We start from the raw sequence: 13,143 nt of genomic DNA on the forward strand, positions 1-13,143 counted from the left end.
GCGGGTTTGTATCGGGCGGTGGTGACGAACATAGCGACGACGGGGGGTGGGTTGTCGAGCAGTTTTGGCAATGTGACGGTGGTGGAGCCGGTGGGGGATCGGGAGGTGGTGTTGGGGAGCAATGTGGTGATCCGGGCGGTGGTGGCGGCGGTGGGGAGTGTGAGTTACCAGTGGCGGCGGGAGGGGACCAATGTGCCTGGGGCGGTGGGGACGAATTTGGTGTTGAGTCCGGTGGTGGCGGAGCATGGGGGGCAGTGGAGTTTGGTGGTGAGCAATCCGGCGGGGCGGGTGAAGGAGTATCCGATGCGGCTGGTGGTGCGGGAGGGGGCGGTGGGGCCAGGGGTGGTGGTGGGGCCGACGAATGTGAGCGGGCCGGTGGGGGGCAAGGCGTTGTTGCGGGTGGTGGCGAGCGGGACTGAGCCGTTGAGCTACCAGTGGTGGCGGGAGGGGACCAACGCGGTGGTGGGGGACGAATGCGTTTTGGGGTTGCTGGGATTGGGGGCGAGCAATGTGGGGGCGTATGTGGTGGTGGTGAGCAATGCGGCGGGGGTGGTGACGAGCGGGGTGGCGGTGGTGAGTTTGGAGGAGGGGCCGCGGGTGGTGGCGGGGCCGAGCAATGTGGTGGTGCGGGTGGGGGTGAGTTGCGGTTGGGGGTGGTGGCTGGGGAGTGAGCCGTTGAGCTACCGGTGGTATCGGGAAGGGGTGTTGGTGGTGGGGGCGACGGGGTCGGAGCTGGTGGTGCCGGGTGTGGGGCTGGGGGATGGGGAGTTATTGGGTGGTGGTGAGCAATGCGTATGGGGTGGTGACGAGCGGGGTGGCGGTGGTGACGGTGGAGGGGGGAGTGGTGGATGTGGATGGGGACGGGTTGCCGGACGAGTGGGAGGTGGCGCATGGGCTGGTGGTGGGGGTGGACAATCGGGATGGGGATTTGGATGGGGACGGGATGAGCAACTGGGAGGAGTATGTGGCGGGGACGCATCCTGGGGTGCGGGAGAGTGTGTTGCGGCTGGGGGCTGGCGGGGTGGTTGGGGGAGGGTGGGGGTTTGACGCTGCGGTTTGAGGCGGTGTCGAACCGGGTGTATGTGGTGGAGTATTTGGGGAGTTTGGGGGACGAACTGGCTGACGCTGGAGAGTGTGCCGGCGGGGGGGAGCAACCGGTGGGTGGAGGTGCCGGTGCAGAGCGGTGGCAGCGGACAACGCTATTACCGCCTGGGCGTAACCCTGCCCGGCCCATGAGTTCGGGCTGGACAGTGGCCGGGTTAGGGCTTATTGGTAGCCCTACAAAATTAATACACGCTTATGTTGAAAACCAATCGTCGGCAATTTGTGCAAACCACGGCTTTGGCCGCGGCGGCCTTGAGTGTGGCACCGCAAGTGCTGGGAGCAGCCCGGAAGAAACTTCCCATTGCGCTGCAGCTTTATTCTGTGCGCCAGGACTGTGCCAAGGATTTCGATGCGGCCCTGGAGCGGGTGGCCAAAATGGGGTTTGAGGGGGTGGAATTTGCCGGGTATCACAATTACGGCGGCAAGGCCAAGGAATTGCGGAAGCGCCTGGATGATTTGGGGTTGAAGGTGGCGGCAACGCACATTGGGACGGGAAGTTTCCGGGGTGAGAACCTGCAGAAGACCATCGAGTTTCATCAGGTGCTCGGTTGCAAGTTTTTGATTGTGCCCGGGGATGGGGACTTTACCAATCCAGACAAGTGCAAGGCGCTGGCGGACTTGTTCAATGAGACGGCGGCGAAGTTGAAGCCGCTGAACATGTATTGCGGGTACCACAACCATACGGCGGAGTTCAAGAAATTCGGGGAAACCACTTTCTGGGACTTCTTTGCCACCAACACCAGCAAGGATGTGGTGTTGCAGCAGGACTGCGGCTGGACGGCGGCTGCCAAGCTGGACCCGGTGGCCATGATGAAGAAGTATCCGGGGCGGATGAAGAGCACGCACTTCAAGCCGACGGTGGTGGGGAATGAGCCGGGCAAGAAGGCGTTCATCGGGCAGGACTCGGTGGATTGGAAGGCGGTGATTGCGGCGTGCATCGAGTTCGGCGGGACGGAATGGATTACGCTGGAGCAGGAGGCGTACCCGGATGGCAAGTCGCCGATGGAAGCCACCGAAATTTCCTTCAAGGCTTTGAAGGAGATGGTGGGTTAAAAAACGAGTGATTGCATTTCTGGCGACGGCACGCTGGCGGGGCTGGCGTGCCGTTTGCCTTTTGTGGGGCAGCGGATAATTTTAGGCAGACCAGGCAGTCTCAACGCGGGGGAGGCACGAAGGGAGGGGCGGGCCTGGCCGGCGGCAAAAACTTATTTGCATATCATTATCAACTGATACATCTTCTCATCGCGGTATAATGCGTTCAACCGGCAAACAACAAAAAATCGAGCAGTTCCGCGCCGCCCTGCGGGAGGCGGGGCTGCCGGTGACCAGCCAGCGGCGGATGGTGTATGAGGCGATGTTGGAGCGGGAGGATCATCCCACAGCGGAGCAGATTTATGAGGTGGTGCGCCGGAAACTGCCGCAAATCTCCCGCATGACGGTGCATCGCATATTACATACTTTTGTGGCGCTGGGGCTGGTGGACAAGACGTGTCATCCAGGTTCGGCGGCCCGGTTTGATCCCAAGACGCATCCGCACCATCATCTGGTGTGTTTGGAGTGCGGCGCCATCATGGATGTGGAGGATCCGCGGCTGGATCAAATGCCGTGGCCGCGGATTCATCCCCGGAAATTTATCATCGAGGACTATCAAGTCCAGTTCCGCGGCCGTTGCGGGGAGTGCAGACAGAAGGCCACGGTGGCGCCGCGCTCATTGCCCCTTTCCCAGGCTGGCCCGTCAGCGGTCAGGAATCAAACTTAAACATGAACCTCAACCGAAAGGAAACCCTGCTATGAGCAACCAGAGCCAGTGCCCCTTCACGGGCAAAGCAAGCAAGTCATTCGCCGGTGGCGGAACCACCAACCGGGACTGGTGGCCGCACCAGTTGCGGTTGGAGATTCTGCATCAGCACTCCAGCAAGTCCAATCCGATGGACAAGGATTTCAATTATGCCAGGGAATTCAAGAGCCTGGATTATTGGGCCTTGAAGAAGGACCTGGCTGCTTTGATGACCGACTCGCAGGACTGGTGGCCGGCGGATTTCGGGCACTATGGCCCCCTGTTTATCCGCATGGCCTGGCACAGCGCCGGTACGTATCGCATTGGGGACGGGCGCGGCGGTGGCGGGCGGGGGCAGCAGCGTTTTGCGCCGCTCAATAGCTGGCCGGATAATGTGAATCTGGACAAAGCGCGCCGTTTGTTGTGGCCCATCAAGCAGAAATACGGTCGCAAGATATCGTGGGCGGACTTGATGATCCTGGCCGGCAATGTGGCGCTGGAGACGATGGGCTTCAAAACATTTGGGTTTGCCGGCGGGCGTGAGGATGTTTGGGAGCCGGATCAGGATGTGTACTGGGGCTCAGAGAAGACGTGGCTGGGCGATGAGCGTTACTCCGGTGATCGCCAACTGGAGAATCCGCTAGCGGCCGTGCAAATGGGGTTGATTTACGTCAACCCGGAAGGCCCCAACGGCAATCCGGATCCGGTAGCCGCCGCCCGGGACATTCGCGAAACCTTTGCGCGCATGGCGATGAATGACGAGGAGACGGTGGCGCTGATTGCCGGAGGCCACACCTTTGGCAAGACGCATGGGGCGGGGCCGGCGTCGCATGTTGGCCCCGAGCCGGAGGCGGCACCGCTGGAGGAGCAGGGGTTGGGGTGGAAGAGCAGTTTTCGCACGGGCAAAGGGCCGGATACCATCACCAGCGGGCTGGAGGTGACCTGGACCACGACGCCTACCCAGTGGAGCACAAACTTCTTCCAGAACTTGTTTGGCTACGAGTGGGAGCTGACCAAAAGCCCGGCGGGCGCGTGGCAATGGCGGCCGAAGGGCGGCGCGGGAGAAGGCACGGTGCCGGATGCGCACGATCCCAACAAACGTCATGCGCCGGCGATGCTCACCACGGACCTGGCGTTGCGGTATGATCCGGTGTACGAAAAAATCTCGCGCCGGTTCATGGAGCATCCGGAGGAGTTTGCGGAGGCTTTTGCGCGGGCGTGGTTCAAGCTGACGCATCGCGACATGGGGCCGCGGGCGCGGTATCTGGGGCCGGAGGTGCCGGCCGAGGAATTGATCTGGCAGGATCCCATCCCGGCGGTGAATCACCCGCTGGTGGAGGCGCCGGACATTGCGGCGCTGAAGGCGAAAATTCTGGCCAGCGGCCTTTCGATTGCAGAACTGGTGTACACGGCGTGGTCTGCGGCGTCCACCTTCCGGGGCTCGGACAAGCGCGGTGGCGCCAACGGGGCGCGCATCCGGCTGGCACCGCAGAAAGATTGGGAAGTCAATCAGCCGCAGCAACTGGCGAAGGTACTAGGGGTGCTGGAGCGCATTCAACAGGATTTCAACCGCACAGCGCAGGGGGGCAAACGGGTCTCGCTGGCGGATTTGATTGTGCTGGGCGGTTGCGCCGCCGTGGAGCAGGCGGCGAAGAACGCCGGATTCAACGTCCCTGTGCCTTTCCGGCCGGGGCGGATGGATGCCTTGCCGGAGCAAACCGATGCGGCCTCCTTTGCGGTGTTGGAACCGGTGGCCGATGGGTTCCGCAATTACGTGAAGGGCAAATATTCGGTGCCGACAGAGGCGTTGCTGGTGGACAAGGCGCAACTGCTGACGCTGACTGCGCCGGAGATAACGGTGTTGATTGGCGGGATGCGCGTGTTGAATGCGAATTATGGCCAGACCCGGCACGGCGTCTTTACGCAGCGGCCCGGCACGCTGACCAATGACTTTTTTGTCAACCTGCTGGATATGCGCACGGAGTGGAAACCTGTCAGCCCGGAGGCCGATTTGTTCGAGGGCCGTGATCGCAAGACGGGCGAGCTGAAATGGACGGCCACGCGCGTGGATTTGGTTTTTGGCGCCAATTCCCAACTGCGCGCCCTGGCGGAGGTTTATGCCTGCATGGACGCGCAGGAGAAGTTCGTGCGCGACTTTATCGCGGCGTGGGACAAGGTCATGAATCTAGACCGGTTTGACCTGGCCAACGGCGCTTGATTGTCGTCGCACGGCCATTCCTTGAGTCAAGGGGCGCAGTACTCTGCGCCCCTTTTTAGCGGTACATGCCCGAGCAGTTGAAATAGTAATTACCTATTGGACAACTTGGACGCACCCCCCTGAGAAATGGTTGCGACCATGGGGGAAAAGCCCCCTTGCGGCGGAACTGGCCTGCTTGCCTTGCCTGATGGAGAAGGTGGATAAAATCGTGGCGTCCGCGCCGGTGGGTGCAGCTCAAGTCTGACTTGCCTGCTGCAGGGCAAATTCGCGGGCCTTCTCGGCCAGCCCCTGGGCCAAGGCTTCCTGCTCGCTGAGGCCGTGTTGGGCGGCGTATTGGCGCACGTCTTCGGTAATTTTCATGCTGCAGAAGTGCGGGCCGCACATGCTGCAGAAATGCGCGGTTTTTGCGCCTTCCTGGGGCAGGGTGGCGTCGTGGTAGGCGCGCGCGGTTTCCGGGTCCAGGGAAAGGTTGAACTGGTCTTCCCAGCGGAATTCAAAGCGCGCCTTGCTCAGGGCGTTGTCGCGCCACTGCGCGCCGGGGTGTCCTTTGGCGAGGTCGGCGGCGTGCGCGGCGATTTTGTAGGCGATGACGCCGTCCTTGACGTCCTGTTTGTTGGGCAGGCCGAGGTGTTCCTTGGGGGTCACGTAGCAGAGCATGGCGCAGCCATACCAGCCGATGAGCGCGGCGCCGATGCCGCTGGCGAAGTGGTCATAACCGGGGGCAATGTCGGTCACCAGCGGCCCCAGGGTGTAGAAGGGCGCTTCGCCGCACCATTCGAGTTGTTTGTGCATGTTTTCCTCAATGAGATGCAGGGGGATGTGCCCTGGCCCTTCGTTCATGACCTGCACGCCGTGTTCCCAGGCGCGGCGGGTCAACTCACCCTGCACCTGCAGCTCGGCAAATTGCGCTTCGTCGTTGGCGTCGGCAATGGAGCCGGGACGCAGGCCGTCACCGATGGAGAAGGTGATGTCATAGGCGGCGCAGATTTCGCACAGCTCGTCCCAGTGGGTGTAGAGGAAATTTTCCTGGTGATGGGCGAGGCACCACTTGGCCATGATGCTGCCGCCCCGGGAAACGATGCCGGTCATGCGGCGGGCAGTCAGCGGAATGAAGCGCAAGAGCACGCCGGCGTGGACGGTGATGTAATCCACGCCTTGCTCGGCCTGCTCGATAAGGGTGTCACGGTAGATTTCCCAAGTCAGCTCCTCGGCTTTGCCGCCAACTTTTTCCAGGGCCTGATAAATGGGCACGGTGCCAATGGGCACGGGGGAGTTGCGCAGAATCCATTCGCGGGTGGCGTGGATGTTTTTGCCGGTGGAAAGGTCCATGACGGTATCGGCGCCCCACTTGATGGCCCAGCGCATCTTTTCGACTTCCTCCTCGATGGATGAGGCCAGAGCGCTGTTGCCGATGTTGGCATTGATTTTGGTGAGGAAATTGCGACCGATGATCATCGGCTCCAGCTCGGGATGATTGATATTGGCGGGGATGATGGCGCGGCCGGCGGCCACCTCCTGGCGCACGAATTCCGGCGTGATTTCCTCCGGAATGCGCTGGGGAAAGCGGCGAAAAACCTCGGGGTTGCAGGGGTAATGGGACATCTGGGCGGAGCCGGCATGTTGTTTGTGAACCTCATCGCGGGCGGTGTCGCGGGACAAATCGGCGCGGTGGGCGCGGCCGAGGTTTTCGCGGATGGCGATGAACTCCATTTCCGGCGTAATGATGCCCTGGCGGGCATACCAAAGCTGGGTGACTGGATGCCCCGCGCTGGCGCGCAAGGGTTTGCGACGGGGAGCGGTCAAGCCTTCCAAACGCAGGGGAGTGGCATCTTGACGTTTGGCGGCGGCCAGGCGGCGATGTGTTTCGGAGAGATAGCCGTCGTCAGCGGGTTGCACGGGGCGTCCGTCATATTCCTCCACATCGCCGCGCGCCAGAATCCAAGCGCGGCGCAGGGGGGGAAGTCCTTGTTCGACCTGTCCCTTGAAATCCGGGTCCCCCCAAGGGCCGCTGCAATCGTACACCCGCACGGGGGGATTGGCCTCGAGGCGTCCATCTGCATGACGAGTGGGGGAGAGTGTGATTTCCCGGAAAGGCACGCGGAGGCCGGGATGGAGTTGGCCGGTCACGTACACCCGCCGGCTGGCGGGCAGAGGTTCGCGACTGGAGGGTGGCAAAGCTTGTTTGTCAGCAATCATAAGCAACGCTTTTGCATGGGCGCGACCGGAAATGCTGAGAAAGGGAATCCGGGCATTCCCTGCGCCAGCATTACCTGGATCAGGTTCAACGGGTCTTTCACGCTCGCGCGTGAAACTCTCAGCCTCTGCTGCCACGGTGTGCGGCAGCCGGTGGGCTCCCCGCCATCCAGCTTCAAATTAAGCCTCGGCGAGGCCAGCGTCAAGCTGCTGGAATTCGTGCTTGGCCCGCGGCGGGGCTTTGCGTCTAAATGGCGGCGGCATGAATCGCATCCGCCTGCTGCCCGAGCATGTGGCCAACCAGATTGCCGCTGGTGAGGTGGTCGAGCGCCCCGCCAGCGTGGTCAAGGAATTGGTGGAAAATGCGCTGGACGCGCAGGCGGGGCGCATTGTGGTGGAAATCCAGGCGGGGGGGCGCAGTCTAATCCGGGTGACGGATGACGGCATAGGGATGAGCCGCGACGACGCGCTGCTGAGTTTGGAGCGGCATGCCACCAGCAAAATCCAGCGCGCGGAGGATTTGGCGGCGATTGCCACGATGGGTTTTCGCGGGGAGGCGCTGCCCAGCATTGCCAGCGTCAGCCGTTTCACGCTCACCACGCGGGAGCAGCCCGGTCCGGACGGCCAGCCGCTGGAGGCCACGCAAATTGTGGTGCATGGCGGCAAGATGATGGAGGTGCATGCCGCAGGCGCGCCGCCGGGGACGTGTGTGGAGGTGCGCCAGCTTTTTTACAATCTGCCGGCGCGCCGGAAGTTCTTACGGAGCGAGGAGACGGAGGCGGCCCACATCCAGCATTATCTCACCCTGGCCGCGCTGGCCCATCCGGCGGTGGCGTTTGTGTATCAGAAAGACGGGCGGGTGGTGTGGCAACTGCCCGCGCTGGATGTCAGCCGCCCGCTGGAGGCGTTGCGGGAGCGGCTGCGGGCTTTGTATGGGGACACGGGACAGCTTTTGGCCGTGGATGTTCAGGGCGTGATTGGGCCGGGGGAGGCAGAAGAGGATGTCCCCCCGGAGCGGCCGGAGGTGCGGCTGTGGGGGTACATTGGCGCGCCGGGGGTATCCCGTGCCACACGGGCGGAGCAACATCTATTTGTCAACCGGCGGCCGGTGGAGAATCGCGGTTTGAATGCGGCATTGCTGGAAGCCTATCACACGGCCCTCATGAAAGGACGCTACCCGGTTTGTTGTCTGTTTCTGGAAATGGACCCGGCGGCCGTGGATGTCAACATTCATCCGGCCAAGCGAGAGGTGAAATTTCATCGTGAGCGCGAGGTGCGCGGTTTTGTGACGCGGGCCGTGCGGCAAAGGTTGTTGGACTTTCACACCGCCGCCAGCCCCGGAGGTGCCGCTGCTGCTGAGCCGGTAAAACGCCCGGCTGCGTCCCAGGCGCCGGGGGAAGTGACGCTGCCGGCGGCTCAATTGCAGTTGGCGGCGCCTGGTCAACCGGCTTTGCCGGTTGCGGCGACGCCCTTGTTCAGCCGACCGGCGGCTGAGGTGTCCGCTCGTGCAGCATCACCCTTGCCGAAGGCATCCGCTCTGCCGGCCCCAAAAGCGCCGAGTGGGGTGACCTCCGCGCCAGCCCCGGCGGTGGCGCCGGCCAAACCGGGGGGGACTGAGCCTGTGCCTTTGCTCCGTGTGCCGCTACGTTTGGTTGGGGTGGTGGGGAAACTTTACGTGGTTTTGGAGTCGGATAGGGGGCTGGTGTTATTAGACCAGCATGCTGCTCATGAGCGGGTGTTGTATGAGCAAATGTTGGAGCGGATGGAACGCCAGGAGGCCGTCCCCAGCCAGCGTTTGTTAGTGCCGCAAACGGTGGAATTGCCGCCGCGTGAATCCCATTTTCTGAAGGAAAACCTGCCCACTCTGGCGCGTTTAGGGGTGGGTTTGAGCCACTTTGGTGAACGCACCTTTTTGCTGGATGGCCTGCCTGCTTTTGTGAAAGTGGCAGATTCAAGGCAGTTTCTGGTGGATTTGGTGGATGAACTGCGAGCAGCGGGCGCGGCGGTGAATACTTTGCGACTGGGAGAGCACGTCATTGCCAAGACGGTGTGCCGGCACGCCGTCAAGGCGCATGATCCGCTGCAAGGCCCGGAGTTGGAGCAATTGATTGAGCAATTGCGTCATTGCGCCATGCCTTACACCTGTCCGCATGGGCGGCCTACTTTGATTGAAATGAGCTATCGGGAATTGGAAAAAAAGTTTGGACGCATTCAATAAGGTGCAACGGGCAGGGGCATGGCGGGGGGCTGAGCAGGGTTGGGATTCAGGCAGATACTTGGTCCGTTGGGGGGCACAAAAGGGACATGAGCATTTTATGGTGGCTTCCTGGACATGCAGGCTTGTTTGCTCCGTGCAGTTCAATTAATTTACAGTGTGATTTGATTAAGTTTTCATTAATCTTGCCGATGTTCCGGTGAATCAGCAGGGGTTTAATGATGGCAATTGAGGCAGCGTCCTCGGGGAAGACGGCATGAAGCACGAAACGCCCAGTGGTGAGTCAGAAAAGGGGCCGCAGACTCCTTTACCCTTGGGGCAGGAAGGGGCGCGGCAATCTTTGTTGCCAGAGTATCTGGCGGCCATTTTCCAGCAAAGCATGATTGGGGTGGCGATATCGGACTTGGTTACTGGACGTTATTTGCAGGCCAATGCGCGGTTTTCTGAGATTGTGGGCTATCCACTGGAAGAGTTGTTACAACGCACCTTCCAAAGCATCACGCACCCGAAGGATTTGGCGCAGGGTTTGGAATTACGGGAAGCTTTGCGGGCTGACCGGCTGCGCGAATATCATTTTCAAAAACGCTACCTGCGTCCCAACGGGGAAGTGGTGTGGGGGTCGGTGGCCATCAGCGCCATCTGCACTCCCGGCCAGCCTTGCGAACGGGCGTTGGTCATCTTGACGGACATCACCGATGCCAAACGTTTGGAGCAGGCGTTGCAGGAGAGCGAGCGGCAATACCGGGAGTTGGTGGAAAATGCCAATTGCATCATACTGCGATGGGACCATGAAGGCCGAATCACTTTTATCAATGCTTATGGGGAGCGTTTTTTTGGTTATTCGCGCCAAGAGTTGGTGGGCCAAAACGTTGTGGGCACCATCGTGCCGGAAAGCGAGAGCACCGGGCGTGATTTGCGGAGCTTGATGGAGGCCATTATCGAGGCGCCTGAAGCCTTTAAGTCCAATATCAATGAGAACATCTGCCGGGATGGGCGCCGGGTTTGGATTGAATGGAGCAACCGGTCTGTTTTGAACGAAAAGGGCCGGCTCAAAGAGGTGTTTAGCATCGGGTGGGACATCACCGCCCGCTGGCTGGCCGAGCAGTCCTTGAAGGAGCGGCATCGGCAATTGTCCCAGTTGGCCGAAGCGGCGCGGCAGTTGCACCGGCATTTGGAGGTGGGGGCCATTTTGCGGTTCCTCGTGGAAACTGCGGTGAAATTGACGGGCGCCGTCGGCGGAGCGGCCGGTATGCTGCAACAGGAGCGGATGGTGTTCACCGAGTATTTTCTCAATGGCCGCTGGATTCCCATTGATTACCAGTTTCCGGCGGGGTACGGGGTGTCGGGCCATGTCATGCAAATCCGCCAGCCCTACATTTCCGCTGATGCGGTGCGGGACAAGCATGTCATTCCTGAAATTCAACAGGCGCTGGGCTTTACCACGCTGGTCAACATTCCGATTTTCAGCCACGAAGGGCAGTTGCTGGGCTGCTTTGAAATGCATAACAAACATGGCGGCCAGTCGTTTAGTTCCACGGATGTTGAATTATTACAAATTTTGGCCGCCACGGCCGGCATTGCGCTGCGTAATGCCCAGCTTTTTCAGCAAGCCCAGCGGGAGCTGGCTGAACGCGAAAAGGCGGAAGCTGCCCTGCGCGAAAGCGAGGAGCGTTATCGCGCGTTGTTTGAGCGCTCCTCGGATGCTGTGTTTTTGTGCGATTTTGAGGGGCGGTTTCTGGATGCCAACCAGTCGGCCCTGGACTTGATGGGATACAGTCGCGAGGAGATTCGAGAGCTGGAATTCCGCCATTTGCTGACGCCCGATCAGCTTCCGGTGGCCTTTCGGTCGGTGCAGGAAATCATGGCGACTGGCCGCCAGGAAACACCCACCGAATACCGTCTGCGCCGCAAGGACGGCAGCGAAGTGATTGTGGAAACACAGGCCGCCCTGATCATGAAAGAGGGCAAGCCGTATGCCATCCAGGGTATTGGACGCGACATCACCGCCCGCCGCCGGGCGGAGCAGGCGGAGCGTGAGGCCCGGCAGTTTCTGCAAACCATTCTGGACACGGTGCCGGCACGGGTTTTTTGGAAAGATCGCCAATCCAGATATCTGGGGTGCAACGTGGCTTTTGCCCGGGATGCCCAGTTGTCCTCGCCCGCTGAAATCGTGGGCAAGACGGATTATGAACTGGTTTGGAAAGAGCCCGCGGCGGCCTATCAGGCGGTGGACCAGGAGGTCATGGCAACGGGCCAGCCCAAACTGCGTTACGAACTGGCACTCACGCATCCTGATAAAAGTCAAACGTGGCTCATTGTCAGCAAGACTCCTTTGCGTGATACACACGGCAACATCATCGGGGTTTTGGGCACCTACGAGGACATCACGGAACTCAAACGCATGGAGGAAGCCCATGCGCGGATGCAGCAGCAATTTTTGCATGCGCAGAAGCTGGAGTCGGTGGGGCGGTTGGCGGGGGGGGTGGCGCATGATTTCAACAACATGCTGCAGGCGATATTGGGGAACGTGGAGCTGGTGTTGCAGGAGGGGGGACTGAGCGGGGAGTTGCGGGAGTCGCTGGAGGAGATCCGGCGGTCGGCGGAGCGGTCGGCGGCGTTGACGCAGCAGTTGCTGGGATTTGCGCGGCGGCAGACGATTGCGCCGCGGGTGGTGGACCTCAACGAGGAGATTGGGCACTTGTTGAAGATGCTGCGGCGGCTGATAGGGGAGGACATACAGATGGTGTGGGTGCCGGGGAGCGGGGTATGGCCGGTGAGGCTGGATCCCGGGCAGTTGAGCCAGGTGCTGGCGAACTTGGTGGTGAACGCGCGGGACGCGATTGGGGGCCGGGCGGGGGGTCGGATTACGTTGGAGACGGCGAATGTGGTGTTGGATGCGACGTATGTGGAACGGCATGGGGAGGTGGTGGCGGGGGAGTATGTGCTGGTGGCGGTGAGTGACAATGGGGTGGGGATGAGCGCGGAGGTGAAGGAGAAGGTGTTTGAGCCTTTTTTCACGACCAAGGAACTGGGGAAGGGGACGGGTTTGGGGCTGGCGACGGTGTATGGGATCATGAAACAGAACCGGGGGCATGCGAGCGTGTACAGCGAGGAGGGGCAGGGGGCGACGATCAAGCTGTATTTTCCGCGGTGGGAGGGGGAGGAGGGGGAGAAGGGGGTGCGTGGGGCGGCGGCGGTAGTGGGGGCGGAGGCGTTGCCGGGGGCGCGGGGGAAGGAGGTGGTGATGTTGGTGGAGGACGAGGAGCAGGTGTTGGAGCTGGGGCGGCGGTTGTTGGAGCGGCGGGGATATCGGGTGTTGGCGGCGCGGGGGCCTGGGGAGGCGTTGGCGTTGGCGGAGGGGCATGAGGGGAGGGTGGATTTGCTGGTGACGGATGTGGTGATGCCGGGGATGAACGGGCGGGAGTTGCGGGATCGTTTGCGGGGGCGGTGGCCGGGGTTGAAGTGTTTGTTCATGTCGGGGTACACGGCCAACGTGATTGCGCATCACGGGGTGCTGGAGGAGGGGGTGGAGTTCATGCTGAAGCCCTTCACGGCGCAGGATTTCTGCCAGCGCGTGCGCCAGCTTCTCGACGCGGGAGCCGACCCTGCGGGAGCGTGAATGGCGGGGCCAAACGG

At 61.5% G+C, this 13,143-nt stretch carries 8 protein-coding genes and 1 riboswitch; of the genes, 7 read left to right on the plus strand and 1 reads right to left on the minus strand.

The features are described 5' to 3' along the window. Positions 1-760 precede the first annotated feature (760 nt). The 5 genes from NXS98_RS17865 to katG all read left to right on the plus strand — a co-directional run bounded on the left by NXS98_RS17865 (position 761) and on the right by katG (position 5,099). Positions 761-1,060: a hypothetical protein gene (locus tag NXS98_RS17865; protein WP_425499920.1), complete on the plus strand. Its 300-nt coding sequence runs from the start codon at positions 761-763 to the stop codon at positions 1,058-1,060. A 20-nt stretch (positions 1,061-1,080) separates the two neighbouring features. Further along, positions 1,081-1,236, plus strand: a complete 156-nt coding sequence (locus NXS98_RS01280; protein ID WP_283846649.1) for a hypothetical protein — start codon at positions 1,081-1,083, stop codon at positions 1,234-1,236. 63 nt (positions 1,237-1,299) lie between these two features. Further along, entirely contained in the window at positions 1,300-2,157 is an 858-nt protein-coding gene (locus NXS98_RS01285) for a sugar phosphate isomerase/epimerase family protein (RefSeq protein WP_283846650.1), read from the plus strand. 199 nt (positions 2,158-2,356) lie between these two features. After that, on the plus strand, positions 2,357-2,863 hold the full coding sequence (locus NXS98_RS01290) for a Fur family transcriptional regulator (RefSeq protein WP_283846651.1): 507 nt from the start codon (positions 2,357-2,359) through the stop codon (positions 2,861-2,863). Positions 2,864-2,894: 31 nt separating this feature from the next. After that, positions 2,895-5,099 carry a catalase/peroxidase HPI gene (gene katG, locus NXS98_RS01295; protein ID WP_283846652.1) on the plus strand — a complete coding sequence of 735 codons (2,205 nt, stop codon included), beginning with the start codon at positions 2,895-2,897 and terminating at the stop codon, positions 5,097-5,099. Between the two features lie 234 nt (positions 5,100-5,333). On the opposite strand, the gene thiC is transcribed toward katG, so the two are convergent. Then, positions 5,334-7,295, minus strand: a complete 1,962-nt coding sequence (gene thiC, locus NXS98_RS01300; RefSeq protein ID WP_283846653.1) for a phosphomethylpyrimidine synthase ThiC — start codon at positions 7,293-7,295, stop codon at positions 5,334-5,336. A gap of 39 nt (positions 7,296-7,334) precedes the next feature. Beyond that, a riboswitch (TPP riboswitch) is annotated at positions 7,335-7,467 on the minus strand. An 87-nt stretch (positions 7,468-7,554) separates the two neighbouring features. Between thiC and mutL the strand changes: the two genes are divergently transcribed. Together mutL and NXS98_RS01310 are read left to right on the plus strand one after the other, a co-directional pair. Further along, the gene (mutL, locus tag NXS98_RS01305; RefSeq protein WP_283846654.1) at positions 7,555-9,510 is read left to right on the plus strand and encodes a DNA mismatch repair endonuclease MutL; all 1,956 of its coding nucleotides are present in this window, start codon (positions 7,555-7,557) and stop codon (positions 9,508-9,510) included. Between the two features lie 253 nt (positions 9,511-9,763). After that, positions 9,764-13,126 carry a PAS domain S-box protein gene (locus NXS98_RS01310; RefSeq protein WP_283846655.1) on the plus strand — a complete coding sequence of 1,121 codons (3,363 nt, stop codon included), beginning with the start codon at positions 9,764-9,766 and terminating at the stop codon, positions 13,124-13,126. The last annotated feature ends 17 nt before the right edge of the window (positions 13,127-13,143 follow it).

Origin of the sequence: Fontisphaera persica, assembly GCF_024832785.1 — a bacterium.
Classification (GTDB): domain Bacteria; phylum Verrucomicrobiota; class Verrucomicrobiia; order Limisphaerales; family Fontisphaeraceae; genus Fontisphaera; species Fontisphaera persica.

Excerpts from the sequence above, each read along its gene's own strand:
- NXS98_RS17865 (WP_425499920.1), top strand. The coding sequence starts at position 761 with ATGGGGAGTTATTGGGTGGTGGTGAGCAATGCGTATGGGGTGGTGACG.
- NXS98_RS01280 (WP_283846649.1), top strand. The coding sequence starts at position 1,081 with ATGTGGTGGAGTATTTGGGGAGTTTGGGGGACGAACTGGCTGACGCTG.
- NXS98_RS01285 (WP_283846650.1), top strand. The coding sequence starts at position 1,300 with ATGTTGAAAACCAATCGTCGGCAATTTGTGCAAACCACGGCTTTGGCC.
- NXS98_RS01290 (WP_283846651.1), top strand. The coding sequence starts at position 2,357 with ATGCGTTCAACCGGCAAACAACAAAAAATCGAGCAGTTCCGCGCCGCC.
- katG (WP_283846652.1), top strand. The coding sequence starts at position 2,895 with ATGAGCAACCAGAGCCAGTGCCCCTTCACGGGCAAAGCAAGCAAGTCA.
- thiC (WP_283846653.1), bottom strand. The coding sequence starts at position 7,295 with ATGATTGCTGACAAACAAGCTTTGCCACCCTCCAGTCGCGAACCTCTG.
- mutL (WP_283846654.1), top strand. The coding sequence starts at position 7,555 with ATGAATCGCATCCGCCTGCTGCCCGAGCATGTGGCCAACCAGATTGCC.
- NXS98_RS01310 (WP_283846655.1), top strand. The coding sequence starts at position 9,764 with ATGAAGCACGAAACGCCCAGTGGTGAGTCAGAAAAGGGGCCGCAGACT.